This is a genomic window from Faecalicatena orotica (genome assembly GCF_905197545.1).
Classification (GTDB): domain Bacteria; phylum Bacillota; class Clostridia; order Lachnospirales; family Lachnospiraceae; genus Faecalicatena_A; species Faecalicatena_A orotica.
Map to the genome: position 1 here is coordinate 187254 of NZ_CAJJZH010000003.1, position 21767 is coordinate 209020.

At 45.4% G+C, this 21767-nt stretch carries 22 protein-coding genes and 1 tRNA gene; 18 read left to right on the forward strand and 5 right to left on the reverse strand.

The window, feature by feature from the left end:
* The first annotated feature begins 26 nt into the window (after nucleotides 1-26).
* From lepB to ABIN22_RS07690, 7 genes are all read left to right on the forward strand, one after another.
* Nucleotides 27-572, forward strand: coding sequence for a signal peptidase I (gene lepB, locus ABIN22_RS07660; RefSeq protein WP_118620870.1), 546 nt, complete (start codon nucleotides 27-29; stop codon nucleotides 570-572).
* The gene (gene rnhB / locus ABIN22_RS07665; RefSeq protein ID WP_109732042.1) at nucleotides 565-1329 is read left to right on the forward strand and encodes a ribonuclease HII; all 765 of its coding nucleotides are present in this window, start codon (nucleotides 565-567) and stop codon (nucleotides 1327-1329) included. Before lepB ends, rnhB begins: the two co-directional genes overlap by 8 nt.
* Before the next feature lie 149 nt (nucleotides 1330-1478).
* Complete coding sequence (locus tag ABIN22_RS07670; RefSeq protein WP_109732183.1) at nucleotides 1479-1841, forward strand: YraN family protein; 363 nt, start codon at nucleotides 1479-1481, stop codon at nucleotides 1839-1841.
* 42 nt (nucleotides 1842-1883) lie between these two features.
* The gene (gene pgeF / locus ABIN22_RS07675; protein ID WP_346907723.1) at nucleotides 1884-2741 is read left to right on the forward strand and encodes a peptidoglycan editing factor PgeF; all 858 of its coding nucleotides are present in this window, start codon (nucleotides 1884-1886) and stop codon (nucleotides 2739-2741) included.
* Between the two features lie 3 nt (nucleotides 2742-2744).
* Nucleotides 2745-3647: a mechanosensitive ion channel family protein gene (locus ABIN22_RS07680; RefSeq protein WP_118620868.1), complete on the forward strand. Its 903-nt coding sequence runs from the start codon at nucleotides 2745-2747 to the stop codon at nucleotides 3645-3647.
* 3 nt (nucleotides 3648-3650) lie between these two features.
* Complete coding sequence (locus ABIN22_RS07685; protein WP_346907725.1) at nucleotides 3651-4877, forward strand: metallophosphoesterase; 1227 nt, start codon at nucleotides 3651-3653, stop codon at nucleotides 4875-4877.
* Nucleotides 4878-4977: 100 nt separating this feature from the next.
* Nucleotides 4978-5050, forward strand: a tRNA-Thr gene (locus ABIN22_RS07690).
* 73 nt (nucleotides 5051-5123) lie between these two features.
* On the opposite strand, the gene ABIN22_RS07695 is transcribed toward ABIN22_RS07690, so the two are convergent.
* A complete protein-coding gene (locus ABIN22_RS07695; protein WP_346907727.1) occupies nucleotides 5124-5981 on the reverse strand; it encodes an Ltp family lipoprotein in 858 nt (285 codons plus the stop codon).
* Between the two features lie 184 nt (nucleotides 5982-6165).
* On the reverse strand, nucleotides 6166-6327 hold the full coding sequence (locus ABIN22_RS07700) for a hypothetical protein (RefSeq protein WP_181368744.1): 162 nt from the start codon (nucleotides 6325-6327) through the stop codon (nucleotides 6166-6168).
* A gap of 206 nt (nucleotides 6328-6533) precedes the next feature.
* Between ABIN22_RS07700 and ABIN22_RS07705 the strand changes: the two genes are divergently transcribed.
* Complete coding sequence (locus ABIN22_RS07705; protein ID WP_109732047.1) at nucleotides 6534-6977, forward strand: MarR family winged helix-turn-helix transcriptional regulator; 444 nt, start codon at nucleotides 6534-6536, stop codon at nucleotides 6975-6977.
* Between the two features lies 1 nt (nucleotide 6978).
* A complete protein-coding gene (locus tag ABIN22_RS07710; RefSeq protein ID WP_109732048.1) occupies nucleotides 6979-7749 on the forward strand; it encodes a sulfite exporter TauE/SafE family protein in 771 nt (256 codons plus the stop codon).
* A 55-nt stretch (nucleotides 7750-7804) separates the two neighbouring features.
* Here the strand turns inward: ABIN22_RS07710 and ABIN22_RS07715 are convergent, their stop codons facing one another.
* A complete protein-coding gene (locus tag ABIN22_RS07715; protein WP_346907730.1) occupies nucleotides 7805-8530 on the reverse strand; it encodes a GntR family transcriptional regulator in 726 nt (241 codons plus the stop codon).
* Between the two features lie 407 nt (nucleotides 8531-8937).
* Between ABIN22_RS07715 and ABIN22_RS07720 the strand changes: the two genes are divergently transcribed.
* Genes ABIN22_RS07720 through ABIN22_RS07745 form a run of 6 tightly spaced genes read left to right on the forward strand, consistent with a single transcriptional unit; the run spans nucleotide 8938 to nucleotide 16395 of the window.
* Nucleotides 8938-10728, forward strand: coding sequence for a glycoside hydrolase family 2 protein (locus ABIN22_RS07720; protein WP_346907732.1), 1791 nt, complete (start codon nucleotides 8938-8940; stop codon nucleotides 10726-10728).
* Nucleotides 10729-10747: 19 nt separating this feature from the next.
* Nucleotides 10748-12061: an extracellular solute-binding protein gene (locus ABIN22_RS07725; protein WP_346907734.1), complete on the forward strand. Its 1314-nt coding sequence runs from the start codon at nucleotides 10748-10750 to the stop codon at nucleotides 12059-12061.
* 54 nt (nucleotides 12062-12115) lie between these two features.
* A complete protein-coding gene (locus tag ABIN22_RS07730) occupies nucleotides 12116-13018 on the forward strand; it encodes a carbohydrate ABC transporter permease (protein WP_346907736.1) in 903 nt (300 codons plus the stop codon).
* A 14-nt stretch (nucleotides 13019-13032) separates the two neighbouring features.
* The gene (locus tag ABIN22_RS07735; protein WP_346907738.1) at nucleotides 13033-13848 is read left to right on the forward strand and encodes a carbohydrate ABC transporter permease; all 816 of its coding nucleotides are present in this window, start codon (nucleotides 13033-13035) and stop codon (nucleotides 13846-13848) included.
* 30 nt (nucleotides 13849-13878) lie between these two features.
* Nucleotides 13879-15195, forward strand: coding sequence for a family 4 glycosyl hydrolase (locus tag ABIN22_RS07740; RefSeq protein WP_346907740.1), 1317 nt, complete (start codon nucleotides 13879-13881; stop codon nucleotides 15193-15195).
* Between the two features lie 21 nt (nucleotides 15196-15216).
* Nucleotides 15217-16395, forward strand: a complete 1179-nt coding sequence (locus tag ABIN22_RS07745; protein WP_346907742.1) for an SIS domain-containing protein — start codon at nucleotides 15217-15219, stop codon at nucleotides 16393-16395.
* 73 nt (nucleotides 16396-16468) lie between these two features.
* Here the strand turns inward: ABIN22_RS07745 and ABIN22_RS07750 are convergent, their stop codons facing one another.
* A complete protein-coding gene (locus ABIN22_RS07750) occupies nucleotides 16469-17596 on the reverse strand; it encodes a glycerate kinase family protein (RefSeq protein WP_346907744.1) in 1128 nt (375 codons plus the stop codon).
* Between the two features lie 158 nt (nucleotides 17597-17754).
* Nucleotides 17755-18807 (reverse strand): CdaR family transcriptional regulator, encoded by a 1053-nt coding sequence (locus tag ABIN22_RS07755; protein ID WP_346907746.1) that lies wholly within the window; start codon nucleotides 18805-18807, stop codon nucleotides 17755-17757.
* Between the two features lie 78 nt (nucleotides 18808-18885).
* Between ABIN22_RS07755 and ABIN22_RS07760 the strand changes: the two genes are divergently transcribed.
* The 3 genes from ABIN22_RS07760 to ABIN22_RS07770 are packed head-to-tail and all read left to right on the forward strand — an operon-like array spanning nucleotide 18886 to nucleotide 21747.
* Nucleotides 18886-19980 (forward strand): CPBP family intramembrane glutamic endopeptidase, encoded by a 1095-nt coding sequence (locus ABIN22_RS07760; protein ID WP_346907748.1) that lies wholly within the window; start codon nucleotides 18886-18888, stop codon nucleotides 19978-19980.
* A gap of 29 nt (nucleotides 19981-20009) precedes the next feature.
* Nucleotides 20010-20870 carry an NAD(P)-dependent oxidoreductase gene (locus tag ABIN22_RS07765; RefSeq protein WP_118620862.1) on the forward strand — a complete coding sequence of 287 codons (861 nt, stop codon included), beginning with the start codon at nucleotides 20010-20012 and terminating at the stop codon, nucleotides 20868-20870.
* 46 nt (nucleotides 20871-20916) lie between these two features.
* Complete coding sequence (locus ABIN22_RS07770) at nucleotides 20917-21747, forward strand: MBL fold metallo-hydrolase (RefSeq protein ID WP_346907750.1); 831 nt, start codon at nucleotides 20917-20919, stop codon at nucleotides 21745-21747.
* The last annotated feature ends 20 nt before the right edge of the window (nucleotides 21748-21767 follow it).

The window sequence follows — 21767 nt, forward strand, 5'->3', positions numbered from 1 at the left end:
AGAGATACTGGAAAGAAGGATAGGATATGGAGCAGGAGAGAAGCATTTTAAGGGAACTTCTGGGCTGGATTGTATATATACTGATTATTGTAGGGCTCACCTACCTTATCATTACATTTGTAGGGCAGCGGACACGTGTCAGCGGTTCTTCTATGGAAACGACACTTTCAGACGGGGATAACCTGATTGTGGATAAGATTTCCTTCCGTTTTAGAGACCCGAAGCGGTACGAGATTATTGTATTTCCTTATCAGTATGAGGACAATACATATTACATTAAGAGAATCATCGGCCTTCCGGGTGAGACTGTACAGGTAATGGACGGCAAGGTTTATATTGACGGGCAGGAACTGGATGAACATTACGGTAATGAAGAGATGCTGGATCCCGGAATCGCGGGAGAGCCGATCACACTCGGTGATGATGAATATTTTGTACTTGGAGATAACAGAAACCACAGCGCGGACAGCCGTCAGGAAAATGTGGGCATACTGCACAGGAAGGATCTGCTGGGAAGGGCATGGATACGGATCTGGCCTTTCAGCAAATTTGGTGTAATCAAGCATGAGTAACAGTATCAGTGAGATAAAATGGGAATTTGAGCGGGCAAAAGAGAAAGAACTCCACACCCTCTATGAAAAATACGGGGAAGATACAAGGAATGGAGTTCAGAATCTGATAGCAAGATATAAAAAGCAGGAAGAAAAGCTTAAAAAGGAACGCCAGCGCCTTGAGCAAATGCGTGAATATGAGAAAAAATATACCCAGTATGCATATATCTGCGGGATTGACGAGGTCGGCAGGGGACCGCTTGCAGGCCCTGTTGTGGCAGGGGCAGTGATTCTTCCCCACGACTGCGAAATATTATATTTGAATGATTCTAAGAAATTAACAGCAAAAAAGCGTGAAGAACTGTATGATGAAATTATGAATAAAGCAATCGCGACCGGAATCGGGATGGTGAGTCCGGCCAGAATTGATGAGATCAACATTCTTCAGGCAACATATGAAGCCATGCGCATTGCGGTGCAGGAACTACGCACTGCACCGGAACTGCTGCTCAATGATGCAGTGACCATTCCGGGGATTACGATACGGCAGGTGCCGATCATAAAGGGTGATGCAAAAAGCGTATCGATTGCGGCTGCCAGTATTATTGCAAAGGTGACAAGAGACAGACTGATGGCTGAGTATGATGAGATACTGCCCGATTATGGATTCGCAGAGAATAAGGGCTATGGCTCTGCGGCACATATCGAGGCTTTGAAAAAAAAGGGACCAACACCGATTCATCGGCGTTCATTTATAAAGAACTTTGTATCTGTTTAGCGTTTGTGGTGTTTTCTGGGTACAGGGTGAGCGGCCGCAGCCGGCATGATCTTTTCATGCAGATGTGGCTGGGTGGCTACTGTGCACACCCTGCGGGTGTACACAGTAACGCCGGGTGTTGTCTGAGGGATAGCAGTCTGGTACAGAAAATGCAACAGAGCATTAGAAAAAACAACAGAAAAGTAGGAACAGATTATGAACAGGCGGCAGGTTATTATCTGGAACAGCAGGGATATGTAATTCTGGAATATAATTACAGGTGCCGTATCGGGGAGATTGACCTGATAGCCAGAGATGGCGAATATCTGGTATTCTGTGAAGTGAAATTCCGCCGGGACCGGAGAAAAGGGAGTCCGCTGGATGCTGTCGGTGTAAAGAAACAGAGGACACTGTACCAGTGTGCCCTGCATTATCTTTCGGTACACAGGATTGACGGGATTCCGTGCAGATTCGATGTAATCGGTATTGAAGGCGGTAAGGTTACGCATATCCGGAATGCTTTTGAGGGATAAAGCCGTTATTTGCATATAGAATGAAAAGTGAAAGGATTTTTTATGAGTTTAGGACTTCATTATAAGAATCAGGAACAGATTTTCAGAGAGATTGAGACGGATACTCCTTATTTGGAATATCCGTTGTTTCAAAATACGGGGATTGTAAGACATGGTTTCTCGACGCGTCTGGGCGGAGTCAGTGAAGGCTGCTATTCTTCACTGAATTTAAGCTTTACACGCGGGGACGGGGAAGAAGCCGTGCGGGAGAATTTCCGCAGGATGGGGAATGCGCTCGGGGTGAGGTGTGAAGATATGGTCTTTACACAGCAGACCCATACGACCAATGTCCGTGTTGTGACGGATCAGGACCGCGGGATGGGGATTGTGCGCCCGCGGAGTTATGCGGATGTCGACGGGCTTGTGACCAATGTTCAGGGTATCTGCCTTGTCACATTTTTTGCAGACTGTGTCCCCCTTTATTTTCTGGACCCGGTAAAGAAGGTGATTGGCCTGAGCCATTCCGGATGGCGGGGAACTGTCGGAAAGATCGGAAGGAGGACCGTGGAACTAATGCAGGAGCAGTACGGCTGCTCGCCGGCCGATATCCTTGCGGCGGTGGGACCTTCCATCTGTCAGGACTGCTATGAGGTCAGTGAAGATGTGATCGTCCAGTTCCGGGAACATTTTGCAGAAAAAGACTGGCCCGAATTGTTTTATAAAAAAGAAAACGGGAAGTACCAACTGGACCTCTGGAAGGCGAATGAACTTGTTTTTCTGGAGGCAGGGATTCATAAAGAACATATAGCCGTAACAAACCTGTGTACTCACTGTAACAGCGACATTCTGTATTCCCACAGGACGACAGGGGACAAAAGAGGAAACTTGTGTGCGTTTCTTGCATTAAAGGAGGAGGCATAAGAAATGATATTAGCGGCATCAGATTTTAAATCTGCAGAAGAAGTGACGACAGAAGTCACGCAGGAAGTAAGCAGAATGTCACAGTACTTTCAGGATCATCTTCCGGGGCTGATTGGTTTTGGAATTAAGGTTTTACTTGCGCTTGTATTTTTCTTCATCGGGCGCGTTGTCATCCGCTGGATACAGAAGCTTGTGCGGCATTCTCTGGAGAGGACGAGTGCGGATAAAGGCGTGATCCAGTTCGTGGATTCCCTTTTGAAAGCCAGCCTGTATGTGCTGCTGATTTTCACCATAGCGACGAAACTCGGGGTAGAGTCCTCATCGGTTGCCGCACTGCTCGCATCCGGTGGTGTTGCCATAGGTCTTGCCCTGCAGGGAAGTCTGTCAAACTTTGCGGGCGGCGTCCTGATTTTGCTGTTGAAGCCATTTGTGGTAGGAGACTATATCATTGAAAACACAGGCAAGAATGAGGGAACAGTAAAAGAGATTCAGATTTTCTATACAAAGCTGTCTACGGTTGACAATAAGACGATTGTGATTCCCAATGGCACGCTGGCAAACAGCAGTCTGACGAACGTGACTGCAAGGCCGGAGCGGCAGTTGGATATGAAGGTAGGCATCGCTTACCATGCGGACCTGAAAAAGGCAAAAACCCTGATTGAGGACCTGCTGTTAAATGATGATTCCATTATGCAGGATGAGGATATTAAGGTGTTTGTAGATTCCCTCGGGGACAGTGCCGTAATGCTGGGACTTCGCGCGTGGGTGAAGACAGACGAGTACTGGCCGACAAGGTGGAGGCTACTGGAAGAAATCAAACTGATTTTTGACAGAGAAAATATTGAGATACCTTATAACCAGCTGACGGTTCATATGTATGGAGAAGAAAACAAAGGAGCAGAGTAGAAAATGCTGGCAGTTTATTTATCACCTGTTTATATACTGCTGAATTTATATATTTTAAGATGGCTGCTGCGGTGGATGAATGCCTGCAGCGGCTATTTTCACGGGAAAAAGCCGAAAGCGTGTGTCGCCGTGGTTTATACCCTTTTGGCAACAGCCCTGCTGACCGGCTTTCTGATGCCTGCGGGGAATCTGCAGAGAGTCCTCAAACTGATTGGCAATTACTGGCTTGGCGTGATGCTTTATGCCCTGCTTGTAATTCTTGCAGCGGACCTGATCAGGCTGATCTTAAGAATATTCGTGTGGAAGGACTGGGGACGGGACAAAGAGACAGATAAGAAATGGAAGATCCTGCGTGAAAGAAGGGGATTCGCCGTGATTGGGGCGGTATGTGTGATCCTGATGGCTGCTGCGTGCATCGGAGGGGCGGTAAATGCCCGAATCATCAGAACCACGGATTACGATATCAGTATTGATAAACATGCGGGAAATCTGGATGAACTTAAGATTGTACTGGCAGCGGACCTGCATCTGGGATATAATGTGGGGCACCTCGAGATGGAGCAGATGGTCCGGAAAATAAATGCACAGAAACCGGATTTGGTCGTGATCGCAGGAGATATATTTGACAATGAATATGAGGCTCTGGATGACCCTGACCGGCTGATTTCTATTTTAAAAGGCATAAAAAGTAAATATGGGACCTATGCCTGCTACGGGAACCACGATATTCAGGAAAAGATACTGGCGGGGTTTACGTTCGGCGGCAAACATGAAAAAAAGGAAAGTGACCCACGTATGGATGAGTTTCTTAAAAAAGCCGGAATCACACTTCTTAAGGACAAGGGATTGTTGATTGCTGACAGCTTTTATCTGTATGGCAGACCCGATTTTCACCGTCCCGGACGGGGGATTGACGTGCGCAGGACGGCAGAAGAGATTACTTCAGATTTCGACAAGGATAAACCGATCATTGTCATCGATCATGAGCCAAAGGAGTTGGACGAGCTTTCAAAGGCCGGTGTTGATCTGGACCTGTGCGGGCATACCCATGACGGACAGACATTTCCGGGAAATTTGACGGTGGGCCTTATGTGGGAAAATTCTTATGGATACCTCAGGAAGGGGGACATGCATAATATTGTTACCTCAGGAGTGGGCGTGTTTGGGCCGTTCATGAGACTGGGTACAAAAGCAGAGATCTGTGCGGTGAATGTAAGATTTGCCGGGTGATTTGAAAAATGTGGGGATTCTAAAAGAAAAAAGTAAAAAAACTGTTGAAATTATTGCTGAAAAGAGATATAATAATCAAGGTTCGTCTGACGGACCATAAGCTGGAATAGCTCAGTCGGTAGAGCACCTCACTCGTAATGAGGGGGTCGTCGGTTCAAGTCCGATTTCCAGCTTTGCGAGAAAAGGCCGCAAACCTGTTTATAAGGGATGCGGCCTTTTTAATGTCTTCTTGGACTAATTGCTCTTTTAGTAACCTACAGCTGAAACTCCATATTCGGCCTGCTCTGCTGAAAATCCTTCAAATATCAGCTGGTCAATTAATCCGTCTCTGGAAAAAGAGGAATAATCCAGATAACTTTTTGCCTTTTTTGCTGCTTGCTCATTCCAGTCGGCACCACAATTATCGGCAGCATATGTAGAAGCTTCGGTTGAAAAGCCTTCAAACTCCAACTGCTCTATCAGGCCGCTGTATGAAAATGCCGTGTATGCCAAATAGCTTGATGCTTTGCTCAATGCATTTTTTTGCTCCATTGTTGCACTTTCCTTTGCTTTCCGGTCAGCTTCTTCCTGGGCAGCCTTTTCAGCAGCAGCTTTCTTTTCTTCTTCGGCTTTCTTTTCTTCCTCAGCCTTCTTTTTATCATCTTCAGCTTTCTTCTGGGCAGTTATCTTATCAGCAGCTATTTTTCGGGCTTCGGCTTCCGATGCTTCTAATCCTTCGTATGGTTCCATTCGCTTTTTATAAGCAGTATATTCTTCTTCTACCTTCTCAAGCTGTGCAATTTCGGTCTTGTACTGTTCGGCTTTTGTACCGATTGAATTATAATCATCTTTTAATTTCATGTAATCGGATTTTGAGACCCTGCCAAATGAGGAAAACATAAAAATCAACAATAATAAAGCGCCTGCAATCTCAAAAATCAGCCGTAGAGGGACTTTCTTTCTAGGTGCCGGCGGTTCTGGGGTGGGCAGATTAAAAGCTGGTTCTGGCTGTGGTTGGTTAAAAACGGGCTTTGAATCTGTATTAAAGATCGACTTTCCGGCCGGTGTACCACAGCTGGGACAAAAATTTCCTTCAAATTCGGTTCCACAATTTGTACATCTCATATAATTTTCCCCCTGTACATTAATGTTTATATTATAAATATATTATGAAACGGAAAAAAACACAAGCAGCAAATCCTAAAAGAACCGAAGATCCCATTACTGTAAGGGACTACGGTTCTTTTTGCACCTTATTCTGCTGACTTGTATGCAGGATATGAGCTGCGGCGTGGCCTTTGGGTATACATTACTCCCCGCCGGGACCATCCCGTCTCGGGACTTCATCCGGGATAACGTTCGTAGCATTTGTTTCTGGAGCAAGGGGGATTTCTATATTCTTTTCCTGCTTCCCCGGGTCTATTGTACGTGCAGGGTTGGTACGGCCGGGCATATTCGTATAATTATCCATTTTGCACCTCCTTTATCTTATGTATCTAGTATTTCCCTAATTTCGAAAAAGTATGTCTTAGGAAATGCTTGACATTCTGGTTTTATATGTTAAAATAGTTCATTAAAGAACAGTTCTTTAATGAACTATATATTCTGAATGGATTGGAATAAATCCGATTTATGCGGTCTGCAACGATATGTCTAAGAAAGAGTGAGGTGCCATAGATGCTGACAACTATTGAGTTTTTGACAATTACAAACCAGTTCCAGAAAGTATATGGGAGCAAGCTGAGCGAGATTGCATCTGCATATGATATGACAAAGGTAGAAATTGATGTCCTGCTTTTCCTCTATAACAACCCACAGTATGACACAGCGAAGGAAATTGTAGAGTTCAGGCATATTGCAAAGTCCTATGTATCCAAGGCTGTTGACCTGTTGGTGAAGCGGGGATATCTGGCGGTGGAAGAGGATGCGTCGGACCGGAGGGTGGCGCATCTGACCATAGTGGATGGTGCGGCCAAAGTGGCAGCGAAGGCCAGAAAGGCGCAGGAAGAAGTCATGGGAGTTATTTTTGAGGGAGTAACTGAGGAAGAAAAGCAAACCTTTGAAAATATCCTGCGCAAGATGATGGAAAACATGGAAAAAGATAAACGAGGTGAAGATTAAGATGATTGCGAAGATACTTGTATGTCTGGCAGCCGGCATGGGCGCCGGAATTGGGACTGGCCTTGCGGGATTGTCCGCAGCGGCGGTTATTTCTCCGATGTTGATTACGTTTTTGGGTTTCGATGCATATGAAGCGGTAGGAATTGCGCTGGCATCTGATGTGCTGGCATCGGCGGTTTCTGCGTATACATACGGGAAACATAAAAATCTGGATATCAGGAACGGGATCGTGATGCTCTGTACCGTACTGTTATTTACGATGGCAGGAAGTTATATTGCCTCTCTGCTTCCGAATACGACGATGGGAGGGTTCTCGGTATTTATGACACTAATTCTGGGAATTAAATTTATTGTGCGCCCGGTTATGACGACCAAGGATAAACAGGAGGAAAAAGATAAGAAAACTAAGATTATACAGTCCATATTGTGTGGGATTGCAATCGGGTTTATCTGTGGGTTTATCGGAGCAGGCGGCGGAATGATGATGCTTCTCATGCTGACCAGCGTGCTAGGGTATGAATTAAAGACAGCCGTCGGAACAAGTGTGTTTATCATGTCGTTTACGGCATTTACAGGAGCTGTGTCACATTTCTCCATCAGCGGAAGCCTGCCAGACATGCCGGCGCTGGTACTATGTGTTCTCTTCACACTGGCCGGTGCGAGGGTTGCCGCGAGATTTGCAAACAAAGCACCAGCCAAGACATTGAACAGGGCGACAGGCGTTGTACTGTCTATTCTGGGGATTGCTATGGTTGCGGTGAAGTATTTATAATCATTTCAGGGGATCAGTACCGCCGTTACGAGCGGTACTGATCCCCTGTTTCATTTTAATTTAATTCTACGGTGTAGTAAAAGAAGTTCCCTTTAATTGTCGCTATCGTGTATTCGATGATGGAATCATAGGAATAAGTCGTTCTTTCAATCCTTATGGCAGTGTCCTGCTTTTTTACTCCCAGAGTCAGTGCATCCTCTTTTGAAAGTTTTACTGCTCGGAGATTCTCTGTCGCGTGTTCCGGAATGATGTTAAAGTACTGCATACTTCCGTACAGTCCCTTCTCGCTGATTAGTTCACGGGTCATTTCAGGATAAAGAAGGGATGGAATATATGAAACCTCGATTGCGTATGGCACTTTATCCGCATACAGGCAGCGTATTAGTTCGTAGACCGGCTCTTCATATTCAAGACAGAGATTATCTTTTACTTTCCCCAGTGCTTTGACTGTTTTGAATGAAAGGATTTTATTGGTATGTTCGATCCCTTTTGATTCAAATTCCTCACGCAGGGTATAGAATTTGGTCAGTTTCTGTTCAATCTGCCGTACGGCAACAAAGGTTCCTTTTCCCTGTTTTCTGTATATGTATCCGTCCTTGGATAATCTGTCAAGTGTATCCCTTACCGTAATTCTGCTGACATTATAGCGCTCACAGAGCTCGCGTTCAGTGGGCATCTTATCGTTTGGCTTCCAGATTCCGGAAGTAATCTTGCCCAGCAGGATTTCATAGAGTTGGGAATACTTATAAGTACTTTTCATTTCTTCACCTGTCTGTTTCATCTGCAAATTCTCCTTCTACACATTGAATTTTCGATTATACCATAATCAGGACCGGCATAGCACTGGGGCAATAGACATGATGCCCATTAACATTATAAATATTATATAACAAATATTTTGATTTTTTCAATCAGAAAACGAAATTCGTTTAGAAAATTTTATATAATGGTACTTATATAGTATAACAAATAATATAAACAATCAAGATAAAGATTTAAAATTGTAATTATGAATAAAAACAAAAGTAGAAATTTGTGTAATTATTCTAAAAATGAAAAATAAAACAAAGAAATATTGAAAATATAGAAAAGTTATTATATGATTATAATACCAATTAAGAAATCGCAATTGCAAACAATATTAAATAGTATTAAAATGACAAAATAAGTAAAATAAGGAGGCACCATATGGAAGAAAGAAACTGCTGTTATCCAAGGCCGCAGCTTGTAAGGGAGGACTTCTGCCTTCTGGATGGCAGTTGGGGTTTTGCCTTTGATGATACTAATATAGGGGAAAAGGAAGGATGGTTTGAAAGAACAGAGAGTAGAAGAGAGATTCAGGTACCCTATACATATGAGACAAGCGCGAGCGGAATAGGAGAAACGAACATTCACCCTGTAGTCTGGTACTGGAAAAAGGTAAAAATGGGTAGCTGGTATAAGCAGGGAAGTTATTTGATGCTGCATTTTGAGGGGAGCGATTATCAGACTAAGTTATGGGTGAACGGACGCTTAATCGGTGAACATACAGGGGGATACTCCCGTTTTTCCTATAATCTGGGAGTTCAGGAAGAGAATTCAGAAATTGCAGTCTGCGTGAGAGTATCAGACAGTTCTTCTGAAGAGCAGATGCGCGGGAAACAAAGATGGCTGAAAGACAGTTATGGCTGCTGGTATGTTCAGACTACTGGCTTATGGAAAAGCGTCTGGATGGAAAGTGTACCAGCCAGCTATATATCTAATTTGAAAATGACTCCGGATATAGCCGCACATACGATTGCTTTGGAAATTGAAACGGCAGGAATGCAAAAGGATCTTGCGGCAGAATGCACAGTATCCTACGAGGGCAGAAAGGTAAATTGTCTGACTGGCATGCTGCGTGAGGGCAGGCTTGATATTCTTATGAATATCTATGACAAGACGGTTCACGAATGGGGGACCGCGTTGTGGTCGCCGGAACATCCCGAATTGTATGATCTGGAGATAGTCCTCTATCGAGAGGGGGAACCTGTAGATAAGGTCAGTTCCTATTTTGGCATGCGGGATATCCGCATCCGGGGAAATAATATTCTTTTAAACGGTGAGCCACTTTTTCAGCGCCTGATTCTTGACCAGGGATATTGGAAGGAGAGTGGATTGACACCTCAGGGAGATGAGGCTCTGCTGACGGATATTGAAAGGGTACAGAGTCTTGGATATAACGGGGTGAGAAAGCACCAGAAGACAGAAAATGAAAGATTTTTATACTGGTGCGATGTGAAGGGACTGCTGGTGTGGGAAGAGGCTCCGTCTTTTTACAAATTTACCGAAAATGCAGTGAAAGAATTCTGCATACAGTGGATGGACATCGTGAGGCAGAATTATAATCATCCGTCCGTGATCACCTGGACTCCAATCAATGAGTCGTGGGGGATTATGGATGTGGGCAGGGATAAGGTACAACAGAGTTTCACACAGATGGTCTATCACCTGACTAAATGCATAGATCCTATGCGGCCGGTTATTGTCAATGACGGCTGGGAACATACGGTTTCAGATATCATAACACTTCATGACTATGAGGAGGATGGAAGCAGAATGGCAGCAAAGTATACAGAATTTAAAGAGGCCATTCTTTCGGGAGACTTTTATCACAACAATTACCGCAGTGCTTTTGCGGATGGATTTTCCTATCAGGGACAGCCGGTCATCATCAGTGAATTCGGGGGAATTGCATTCGAACAGGAAGGAGAGGAGGGGTGGGGATACGGGAATAAAGTCAGAAGCAGTGAGGAATTTCTGAAAAGGTTCAGTTCAGTTACACTGGCAGTGAAACAACTGCCGTATGTATGCGGTTATTGTTATACACAATTAACGGACGTACAGCAGGAAGTCAATGGCCTGCTGACGGAAGAACGGGATTTTAAAGTGGAACCGGAAAAAATCCGTGGGATCAATGAGGCCCGCACAGGAATTTTTTTCAATGAAAAGTGTCATTAAAAAGACGGGAGGAATCACTATGAAAAACAGAAAAAACAGAATAGTATCACTTGTACTGGCAGCGGCCATGCTGACCGGATGCGTACTTACAGGCTGCGGCGGAAATGAGAAGGGTGCAGAAGAAACGAAGAAGGGCTCAAAGGAAGTGACGCTCTGGACACATAACGGGGAAGCATTTGTAAAAGAAACAAAGAAAGCGGCAGAAAATTTTGAGAAAGAGACAGGCATTAAAGTCAATATACAGAGTTTTCCATATGATGCGATGAGCCAGAAGATGAAGGCGGCATTTACCGGGGGAAACGAGCCTGATATCATTCAGGGATTTGGGGCATGGATGCCTACTTACATCAACCAGGGTCTTCTTGCTGAGGTTCCGGAGGATCTGGCCTCCAAATTTGAGACAGACTATCTGCAGGGAGCGATTGATGGCTATGCAAAGGATGGGAAATATTACGGTGTCCCGATTGAAATGAATGTAGAATATGGTCTGTTCTATTATCCGGAGAAGGCGAAGGAAGCAGGCATAGAGGGTGCACCGTCTACGTTTGAGGATGTATTGAAGATTGCCAGACAGAGTGCGAAATATAATGGAGATGTTCAGGAATACGGCGGGCTTGAATTTCATAACGGGGATAATTTTGCGGCATTATTCCTTTCATGGATTCTGCAGAACGGTGGAAGTTTCTGGGACGATGGGCAGACACATATGGTGCTGACATCAGAGGAAGCGAAAATCTCATGGCAGCAGCTGGTTGACATGGTAGTAACTGATAAAGTGACAGACACCAAACATATTACGGAAAAAATGCCTACAGAGCAGTATTTCTTTGCGAATAAAGCAGCACAGCTCGTGAAAGGCTCCTGGGCATCCGCAGTCGGTGACGAGCTCGGCAATACTGACTGGGCATTCACCTTCATGCCCCCGGTAGCAGGAGATATCCCGTACTTTGTTGTAGAGGCAGGATGGGCATATGTGGTTTCCGAAAACAGCAACAGCAAGGATGAGGCATGGCAGTTCATAGAATATTGTATGCAGCCGGAGAATGCAAAAGCATTTAATCTGGGGACAGGTACGATTTCTTCCTTGAAGGAAGTGATTGATGACCCTTCCTACATGGAGGATGAGGCAAACGTCAGAGTAAAAGACCAGTATCAGTATCTGCAGTATGCAAACAGTGTAGGTCCTGTGCAGGATATGGACTTCGTGAAGAAGACGATGCTGGATACATTTGATAAGGCTGTTGCCGGCAAAATGACTACAGATGAGGCGCTGGCACAGATGGAAAAAGATATCAACGCCCATATAGACGAGCTGCTTGCACAGTCCAAATAGGAAACGGAGGATACGGCTTCCCGGCTGTATCCTTCTGTATAAGGAGGGACGAAAGTGAAAATAGAGAAGCGGAAAAGAGGCACCGGGCATTCTCAGAGAAACTTTATTATCTGCGGCCTGACTCCAATCATGATTTTATTTTTTGTGTTTTCAGTCATACCTATTATCTACACTGTTGTAATGTCACTTTATAATTATAACGGATTTCCGAATCCACCGTTTGTGGGGATGAAGAATTACACCCAGCTATTTCATGACCCGGAATTTCTGGGTGCTTTGAAAAATACAGTTATATTTGTTACAGTGGCAGTTCTGCTAAATATTTGTATAGCCACGTTTTTGGGCGTTCTGGTAAAATCTCTGAAAAAAGATAAATTAAGAGGTTTCTTCAGAGGCTGGTTTTTCCTGCCGGCAGTGGTTCCGATGGTAGCAGTATGCTATGTATGGCTTATTATGTTTGACCCCGCCAATGGAATCATTAATCAGGTACTCATGTTTCTTGGGATGGGAAGTCCGGTAAACTGGCTGAACGATACCCGGACGGCCCTGCTGTGTATAGTAGCGGTAACTTTGTGGTGTGATCTCGGGTACAATCTCGTGATTATTATGGCCGGGCTGGACAGTATCCCGTCTACATTTCTGGAAGCGGCACAGATTGACGGTGCAAATAGTATTTACCGCTTCTTTAAAATTACGCTTCCATTGATGGCCAGAAACATGATGTTTGTAGGAATCATGACCTGTATTTCGTATTTTCAGGTATTTGCGCAGGTGCAGATCATGACACAGGGGGGACCAGATAATAGCACGAATGTGATTGGCCTGAACATTTATAACTATGCCTTCCGGTATTCACAGATGGGATATGCATCGGCGATGGCAGTCATTATGCTCGGGATCATACTGGTTATTTCACTCGTACAGATGAAACTTGGAAAAACGGACTGGGAATATTAGGAGGTGTCATAACAATGAAAAAAGCAGTAAAAGCAGGTAAAATTCTTATTCTTTCCCTGGCATTTCTCGTAGTAGCATTTCCGTTTTTCTGGTGTCTCATGCTGTCTTTCAAAAGTAATGCAGAGATTATGAGTATACCGACCACATTTTTTCCTTCTAAATGGATTCTGAGTGGTTACGAAAAGGTTTTGACAGAGGCTCCATTTCTGAGATGGCTGTGGAACAGTATCTTTTCATCGGTGACGACAACTGCAATCGTTGCCCTGACAAGCTGTCTGGGTGGATATATCTTTGGTAAGTTTAAGTTCAGGGGAAAGAATGCCCTGTTCGTTTGTGTACTGGCAACCATGATGGTGCCGTTTCAGGTTACAATGATACCGACATATTTAATCTGCAGCAAGCTGCATATTCTGAACTCTATGTCGGCACTGATTATTCCATATATGGTTTCTGGGTTTGGTATTTTTCTGTGCAGGCAGTTTGTTGAGAATATTCCGAACGAGGTGCTTGAGGCTGCTAGAATTGACGGGGCAGGTGAGTGGCGTATCTTTTTCGGTATTGTAATCCAATCAATTAAGCCAGCGATTGCGGCACTATGTATCTTCATCTTCATGGGAAGGTGGAATGATTATCTTTGGCCTCTGGTTGCATTGATTGATGAGGAAAAAATGACACTGCCTCTGGCTTTGAACTTCTTTAACTCAAGCCTGCTGACAGATTACTGCACTTCCATGAGTGCAAGTGTATTGGTCATGATACCGATTATCGTTATTTATTTCCTGTTCCAGAAGCAGTTTGTAGAAGGAATCACAATGACAGGAATCAAATAGAGAGGATCGAAATACAAGGAGGGCAAAAAATTGAAGAAAGAATTTTTTAAGTTTGTGTTTGTAGGTGCCGGCAGTTCTGTGTTTACCCTGAGGCTGATTGGGGATATTTTAAAAGAAGAGAGCATAGTGAGCGGACATCTGGCATTGGTTGATATTGATGAGAAGCTTCTGATGGAGACAGAGGAAGCAGTCCGTAAATTGATTGCATTTTCCGGCAGGAATTTTAAGATAACGGCCCATACAAAGTACCAGGATGCACTTCCGGGGACGGATTATCTGTTTATGACGATTGCCACGGGCGCATATCCAAGATGGCAGAAAGACATCGAAATTTCGACCAGACACGGGGTGCTGCAGTCTGTTGGAGATACGATAGGGCCGGGAGGGATTATCCGTGCCCTGCGGACAATTCCTGTAGTACTTGATATTGCAAAGGAAATGGAAAAAATCTGCCCTGAGGCCTGGATTATAAATTATGCGAATCCGGAGGGCGCCATCTGTCTGGCATTACAGAAATACACGAAGATTAAAAACTTCGGCCTGTGCCACGGGACACCTGATATGGCTGCACGTCTGGCAAAAGAAGTATTCGGCGTTGATCCGGAACGTTTTACATACAGGGCCGCGGGGATCAATCATCTGACTTGGTTTACGGATATGGAGGTTGATGGTGAGGATGTATATCCGATTTTAAAAGAACAGCTTGTAAAGAGCGGATTTGATAAGAAAGAACCTATTTCCCGGCAATTATATGATGTGTATGGTTTATATCCGGCACCGGGAGACAGGCATGTGGGTGAATTTTTCCCGCATTATATGAAAGAACAGGTTCTTGCAGAACAGGATTATGAATGGAAAAATAACGACTTCAAGGTCGTTGACGGCTGGAGGGAAGAGGCCAGAATATTGTTTGACGAAGTAAGAAACAAGGAGTGCGGTTATGAAAAGTTCCTTGAAGGTTCAGGTGAGACGGCAGCCTATTTCATTCATTCGCTGTCTACAGGTGATATTTCGAGTGAAATGGTAAATGTCATTAATAATGGTTATATTGACAATGTTACCTCAGGAATTATTGTAGAACTTCCTACTTACATAGATCGTTTTGGGCTTCATCCGCAGAAAATCGGAAGTCTTCCCGATGCAATTGCAGCTCAGTGTGACAGACTGGGACGTGAATATCTGCTCATGGTACAGGCAGCTGCAGAGTGTAGCTATGAACTAGCGAGGCAGGCGATGTTTTTAGACCCACTGATGGCAAATTGTGATTATCCGGAAGAACTTCTGAAAGATCTGATCCGGGAAAACCTGGATCTTCTGCCGGAGGCATGGAAATATAATGGAAATTAAATAACAAGGATGGTTGACAGAATGGAAGAAAAAATTTTTGGCAGGACAATGGAATACTATAAAGAATGCGGCTGTAATCATACGGCGGCTGAAATACATTCCCAGCCAGGACTCTGGCGTAAAACGGCAGAAATGATGGAGGGGAGAAAAGAAGAGATCAGCCGTTTCATGGATCAGGTGATGTCTGTCGAGAATCTGAGGATTGTCACGGCTGGAGCAGGGTCTTCCGCTTTTATTGGTGAGACTATGCAGTATATGCTGGCAAAGGAACTGGGGATCAGGATAGACAATGTTCATACAACAGACATGATCAGTGCTCCGGACGGGGTTCTGTTCGATGTCCCAACCCTTCTCATTTCCTACGGAAGGTCCGGTGAAAGTCCGGAAAGTTCCGCGGCCGTAAGCTTTGCAGAGAACAGGATAAAAACAATATACCATATCATTATTGTATGTGACGGAGAAAGCAGGCTTGCAAAATGTGCCGGAGAAAAGGAAAAATCCCTTGTGCTTGTCATGCCTGAAGGGTCCTGCGACAAAGGTTTTGCAATGACCAGCAGCGTAAGCTGCATGAGTCTGGCGACATGGTGCCTGTTCCATTATAAAGAGCTGGAGACATATACAGCGTATCTGCGCCTGCTTGCAGATTATATGGAAAAAGAGATGGGGAAACTGGCCGCAGGAGCCGAAAAGATAGCAGAATATGATTACCGCAGGATTATCTGGCTGGGTACAGGGGCACTGAAAGGGCTGGCCAGGGAAGCGAGCATTAAATCGATGGAACTTTCGGATGGATATGTACATGCAGGCTATGATGCACCGATGGGATTCCGGCATGGGCCTAAAACGGTAATTAATGATGAAACGATTACGATTCATTTTCTGTCGAATCAGGATTACAGTCTGCGCTATGACATTGATTTTGCAGAAGAAGTGATTCGTGAAAAACAAGGCAATCTGATCGTGACGGTCGGAGAGGAAAGAACAAAGAATATGCTTACCGGTGAAGATGTGAAAGTGACTTATACTATACCGCAGGAACTGCCCGAAGTTTCAGAGATGGGGGCATATATAAACTGTCTTGTTTTTGCACAGCTCTTGTCCATGAAAAAATCTTTGAAGCTTGGTTTTACGACAGACAGCCCGAGCAAAAAAGGTGACGTAAACAGAGTAGTGCAGGGTGTAGTAATTTATGATCTTTGATTCATAGAAAAAGCAGAATCCGATGAAAACCGGGTTCTGCTTTTTCTTCATTTCAGAGTATGATTCATTGAAATCACAGCAGCCGGAACACCTGCTCCACGCTGTCAGCCATATTTTCCCGCGCGTGTTCCGGTGCCATTGCCTCCTCCAGTGTTGTGACTCCCCGCACGATAGGGAAGAATGCATCAATCCCGGATTCATTGCACACCCGTGCACCTTTCGTGACGCTGCCTGCAAATGCGAGAACTTTCGCCCCATGTTTCTTCGCCAGTTTTGCCACGCCGACTGGAGCCTTCCCCATCGCTGTCTGATGGTCCAGACGGCCTTCTCCGGTTACGACAATATCGGCATCTTTAAGTTCGTCCTCCAGACCGACCGCATCCAGAATCAGGTCAATTCCCGGTGTGAGTTCGGCATGCAGGTAACTGAGCAGCGCGAAGCCAAGCCCGCCGGCAGCGCCAGCCCCTTCCGCTTCTGCAAAATCGTTCCCGAGTGTTTCTTTTGTCACCCTTGCGTAGCTGGCCATATCTGCGTCCAACTGTGCCTTCATGTCATCCGTGACCCCTTTCTGGGGGCCGTATATATAAGTGGCGCCATTTTCCCCGCAGAGGGGGTTGGTTACGTCACAGGCAACCTGAAAACGGCATTCAGACAGTTTCGGGTAAGCATTGCTGGTGCAGACTGCAGCAATCCGTCCGAGAGCCTGTGCACCCTGTCCGACATCCTGCCCGTCCTGATCTATGAATAAATACCCCAGAGCCTGCAGCATTCCAATTCCACCATCATTGGTGGCGCTCCCGCCGATGCCGATGATGAAGTTCCGGCACCCTTTTTGTGCCGCGTCACGGATCATTTCCCCGACGCCGTAAGTTGTAGCGGCAAGCGGATTTTTTTCTTTCCCTGACACAAGCGTGATTCCGGCCGCCGAGGCCATCTCCATGATTGCGGTGTCAGTTTCTTTCAGATATCCATAATAAGCTGGGACTGGTTCACCGAGCGGTCCTGTCACGGTGAGGTCGATCCGTTCGCCTCCCATCCCTTCAATCAAAGCATCAACGGTACCTTCCCCGCCGTCTGCCAGAGGCTTTACGACAACCTGCGCCTCAGGATGGGCGCGGAGAATCCCCTCGCGGGCTGCAAGCCCTGCCTCCATAGAACTCAGACTTCCTTTTAATGAATCAATTGCTGCAACGACTTTCATATTCAATACCTCCGTGATGAATCGAACAGTAACACATTATCTGAATTCAGTATAACAGATGGGCGATAAATGAGTATGGTACAGGTAATAAAAAATATAGGCATTTATCCATAAAATTATCACCTGTACCAAACACGATCCAGGAAAAAACTGGTATCCTAATGGTTACAGAATAGTGCGAACTGTAGTAAAAAAGCATCCTGAAACAGACGGGGATTCAGTCCTGTTTTTTCGGTAATTCTGTCCAGCTGGTACTGGAGCGTGTTTTTGTGGATAAAAAGTGCTTCCGAAGCATCCTTCAGTGATAAATTGCAGGAAAAATAGATGTTCAAAATCTTTAGTTCCTTATCATTGAGAGAACTGAGAATGCGTCCGGCATAGAGCTTCTGGATTTGATCCGGCAGGCTCTCCAGTACGAATTCAATGGAAATGTCATCAATGCTGCAGAATACAGTATTCAGCTGCCGTGCGTGTCTGCGGGCAGTCTGTGCACTGTGGTAGGACTGGCTGAGCTGATAAAGCGGCCCGAAGGGCCCCATGCCGGCGTGCACACGGTCTTTGTATTTCGAACCGAATTCATCGGGCGAAAAGCCCTGCCATGTCTCACGGTCAAAGACTACCACCCATTCATTCGGGTAAAGGTAGACAGAAAGCCTGCAGCCGATGGCAGAAAAATAGAAACGCAGCGAAGGTTCCAACGTCGTATCCTTCATCTTAATGGACAGCACCGCATATTCCCTGGAGGAATCTATCTCATATTTTTCCAACAGAATATCCAACTGCTTCTGGTTCTGCACATTGTCATAGATCAGTGAAGTGATGAGGAAATGGATGGAACGGTTTTCAGACAAAAGTTCCTCATTCAGCTGCTGTTCTTTCAGGAAAACCTCTGTAATCTTGGTAATTAGGAAGCCAAATTGTTTCAGGTCGTCCGGATTTCCCGTGATCCCGATCACCGCAACCGGGGTACCTTCGAGAAAAATCGGATAGTTAATACCATTTCGGGCACCCTTGAAATCATGGCTGTCACCGACAAAGACGGGGGTCCCCCTTCTTATGGCTTCGCATCCGGCTTCATGGAAAGTTCCGATTCGCTTGGAATCCGTGCTTCCTATAATAATGCCGGATGCGTTGATAAAGTTAATGTCGTTTCCAACAACCTCATAGACTGCTTTAACAATCTGTGATGCAAGCTGTCTGGATAGTTCCATTAATATCACCTCCGTAACAAATATATGGTCATCGTACCATAAAAAAGGACTACAATCCATAAAAATCGATAACACGGAATGTATATTGTTAATTTTGCAGTGAGACGTTATAATAAAGAAGACAAAATGAAAGCAAAAGTGAGCAGGAGGATACGGATGCAGGAACATTTGGGGATAGATACAGTAAAGGAAGGAAAACGCTTTTTTTCAACAATCGGATTTTTGTATCTGGCAGGATCGGTCATTATATGGATTGTGCAGGACCTGACCATCGGTATGGTCCACTATATGAAGCCTGAACTACTGCAGAATAATACCCTTTTCATGATGCTGCCAATGCTGTCGATGTATATACTGGGAATGCCGATGCTGATTTTTCTGGTCAGCCGCATGAAAACAGAGAAAAAGATTGCCGTGCATAAGATGTCAGTGGGAAAGTTAATTATGGCTGCAATCATGTGTTATGGGATCATGTACGCAGGCAATCTGGCGGGGAATTTCCTGACGATGCTCATCGGATTATTCAAGGGTTCGGCGGTCACAAACGAAGTGGCTTCAATGGTGGCGGGGAACGCGCAGTGGGCGGTGTTTTTCCTTACAGTTCTATGTGCCCCGGTGTATGAAGAGGTCATTTTCAGGAAACTGATTATAGACCGTGCGGTGGTGTATGGAGAAGGCACGGCGGTGGTACTTTCAGGAATCATGTTCGGGCTGTTCCACGGAAACCTGAACCAGTTTGCATATGCATTCTTCTTAGGCCTGTTTCTGGCTTTTATCTATGTAAAAACCGGCCGGCTCAGATATACGGTCATCCTCCATATGGCGGTGAACTTTGTGGGGAGTGTTGTCTCAGTCTGGATTCTGAATGCATCACGTTTCAGTGAGCTTCCGGGGGCTACGAGCCTGCTTCAGACAAATGTGGCTGAGGGGATGGCGAAAATCAGGGAACTGATGCCGGGTATCGTGCTTATAACGTTATACAGTCTGGCTGTGATTGGGACTGCCGCTGCGGGAATTACACTTCTAATTGCCTACAGGAAAAGTTTCCGGCTGCTGCCGGGAGAAAAGATGATTCCGCAGGGAAGGCGGTTTGCGGTTGTGGCACTCAATGCCGGGATGCTGTTGTTTACTGCCTTCTGGCTGATACAGATGGTCATGCAGCTTATGGCTTAAATATAAAAAAGATAAGGAGAAAGAATAAAATGAAAAAAATTGGATTTATCGGTGTCGGTATTATGGGAAAATCAATGGTGCGCAACCTGATGAAGGCGGGATTTGAACTCCACATCTATGCAAGGAATAAGACAAAGGTGGAAGATGTGATCGCGGAAGGCGCATTTTTCCATGACAGCATCAAGAGCTGTGTGTCAGGCTGTGAAGCGGTCATCACGATCGTTGGTTTCCCGAAAGACGTAGAGGAAGTTTATTTTGACGAAGGAAATATTCTGGACAGTGCAGAGGCGGAGACTTATCTGATAGACATGACAACGACCAGCCCGCAGATTGCGGAGAAGATTTATGCAGAAGGGAAGAAAAAGGGATTCCACGTGCTGGACGCTCCGGTTACGGGCGGTGACACAGGCGCCAAAAACGGGACACTCTCAATTCTTGTAGGGGGAGATCAGGAAGACTACGAAGCATGTATGCCACTGTTTGAGGCAATGGGGAAGAACATCAATTATCAGGGAAAAGCAGGCTGCGGCCAGCACTGCAAATTGGCCAACCAGATCATGATAGCGGGAACACTTTCCGGGGTATGCGAGGCCCTCACTTACGCGAAGGCAAAAGGTCTGGATCTGGATACCGTTTTGAAGTCGGTTGCGACGGGCGCGGCCGGAAGTAAACAGCTGGATACGTTCGGACCAAAGATTCTGGAAGGGGACTACGAGCCGGGATTCTTCATGAAACACTTTATCAAGGACATGAAGCTGGCGCTGATTGAGGCGAATATGAGTGAACTGAGTCTTGATGTGTTAAGCCAGGTGCTTGCCAACTGTGAGGAACTGGAGGCAGAGGGCTATGGGGAACTCGGGACACAGGCACTGATGAAATACTACGAATAAAGGAAAGCAGCTTAGAAGGACGGAAACAAAGCATCAGGAGGAAGACATGAAACTGACAATTTTAGGCACTGGAAATGCCACAGTAACAAAATGCTATAATACCTGCTTCGTTTTGTCTGACGGGGACAGACATTTTCTGGTAGATGCAGGAGGAGGAAACCAGATACTGGGGATTCTGGACAAGGTAGACGTGCCGCTTCAGGATATCCATGATATTTTTATTACCCATGAACATATCGACCATCTGCTGGGGCTGATCTGGCTCATCCGTATGATCGGGCAGAAAATGAATCAGGGAAAATACGAGGGGGATGTACGGATTTACTGCCATAGTGACCTTGTGCCAGTCATCACGACAATTACAGGACTGACCATCCAGAAAAAGGTGACAAAGCATATCGGGGAACGTATTCAGTTGATCCCCCTTGAGAGCGGGGATACGAAGAAGATTCTGGACTGTGATGTGATTTTCTTTGATATCGGCTCAACAAAGGCAAAGCAGTTTGGTTTTACCCTGATAACAAAAGAAGGTGTCAAACTTTCCTGCTGCGGGGATGAGCCGTATAATCCGTGTGAAGAGGAGTATGTAAAAGGCAGCGACTGGCTCATGCATGAGGCTTTCTGCCTGTTTGGTGAGGCGGATAAATTTAAGCCTTATGAAAAGCACCACAGCACGGTGAAAGAAGCGTGCCAATTGGCGGAGGAGCTGAAAGTCCCGAACCTGATCCTTTACCATACCGAAGAAACACATCTGGCAGAGCGGAAGAAACTGTATACGAAGGAAGGGCAAGAGTATTACAGGGGGAATCTGTATGTGCCGGACGATGGGGATGTGTTTGAAGTGCAGATGGTTGGGAATATAAGAAATATACAATAAGTTATACCATTGAAATGTAA

What these genes read in the sequence shown, in the direction of transcription:
- lepB (WP_118620870.1), top strand. Translation starts at nt 27, where the DNA reads ATGGAGCAGGAGAGAAGCATTTTAAGGGAACTTCTGGGCTGGATTGTA.
- rnhB (WP_109732042.1), top strand. Translation starts at nt 565, where the DNA reads ATGAGTAACAGTATCAGTGAGATAAAATGGGAATTTGAGCGGGCAAAA.
- ABIN22_RS07670 (WP_109732183.1), top strand. Translation starts at nt 1,479, where the DNA reads ATGCAACAGAGCATTAGAAAAAACAACAGAAAAGTAGGAACAGATTAT.
- pgeF (WP_346907723.1), top strand. Translation starts at nt 1,884, where the DNA reads ATGAGTTTAGGACTTCATTATAAGAATCAGGAACAGATTTTCAGAGAG.
- ABIN22_RS07680 (WP_118620868.1), top strand. Translation starts at nt 2,745, where the DNA reads ATGATATTAGCGGCATCAGATTTTAAATCTGCAGAAGAAGTGACGACA.
- ABIN22_RS07685 (WP_346907725.1), top strand. Translation starts at nt 3,651, where the DNA reads ATGCTGGCAGTTTATTTATCACCTGTTTATATACTGCTGAATTTATAT.
- ABIN22_RS07695 (WP_346907727.1), bottom strand. Translation starts at nt 5,981, where the DNA reads ATGAGATGTACAAATTGTGGAACCGAATTTGAAGGAAATTTTTGTCCC.
- ABIN22_RS07700 (WP_181368744.1), bottom strand. Translation starts at nt 6,327, where the DNA reads ATGGATAATTATACGAATATGCCCGGCCGTACCAACCCTGCACGTACA.
- ABIN22_RS07705 (WP_109732047.1), top strand. Translation starts at nt 6,534, where the DNA reads ATGCTGACAACTATTGAGTTTTTGACAATTACAAACCAGTTCCAGAAA.
- ABIN22_RS07710 (WP_109732048.1), top strand. Translation starts at nt 6,979, where the DNA reads ATGATTGCGAAGATACTTGTATGTCTGGCAGCCGGCATGGGCGCCGGA.
- ABIN22_RS07715 (WP_346907730.1), bottom strand. Translation starts at nt 8,530, where the DNA reads ATGAAACAGACAGGTGAAGAAATGAAAAGTACTTATAAGTATTCCCAA.
- ABIN22_RS07720 (WP_346907732.1), top strand. Translation starts at nt 8,938, where the DNA reads ATGGAAGAAAGAAACTGCTGTTATCCAAGGCCGCAGCTTGTAAGGGAG.
- ABIN22_RS07725 (WP_346907734.1), top strand. Translation starts at nt 10,748, where the DNA reads ATGAAAAACAGAAAAAACAGAATAGTATCACTTGTACTGGCAGCGGCC.
- ABIN22_RS07735 (WP_346907738.1), top strand. Translation starts at nt 13,033, where the DNA reads ATGAAAAAAGCAGTAAAAGCAGGTAAAATTCTTATTCTTTCCCTGGCA.
- ABIN22_RS07745 (WP_346907742.1), top strand. Translation starts at nt 15,217, where the DNA reads ATGGAAGAAAAAATTTTTGGCAGGACAATGGAATACTATAAAGAATGC.
- ABIN22_RS07750 (WP_346907744.1), bottom strand. Translation starts at nt 17,596, where the DNA reads ATGAAAGTCGTTGCAGCAATTGATTCATTAAAAGGAAGTCTGAGTTCT.
- ABIN22_RS07755 (WP_346907746.1), bottom strand. Translation starts at nt 18,807, where the DNA reads ATGGAACTATCCAGACAGCTTGCATCACAGATTGTTAAAGCAGTCTAT.
- ABIN22_RS07760 (WP_346907748.1), top strand. Translation starts at nt 18,886, where the DNA reads ATGTATATTGTTAATTTTGCAGTGAGACGTTATAATAAAGAAGACAAA.
- ABIN22_RS07765 (WP_118620862.1), top strand. Translation starts at nt 20,010, where the DNA reads ATGAAAAAAATTGGATTTATCGGTGTCGGTATTATGGGAAAATCAATG.
- ABIN22_RS07770 (WP_346907750.1), top strand. Translation starts at nt 20,917, where the DNA reads ATGAAACTGACAATTTTAGGCACTGGAAATGCCACAGTAACAAAATGC.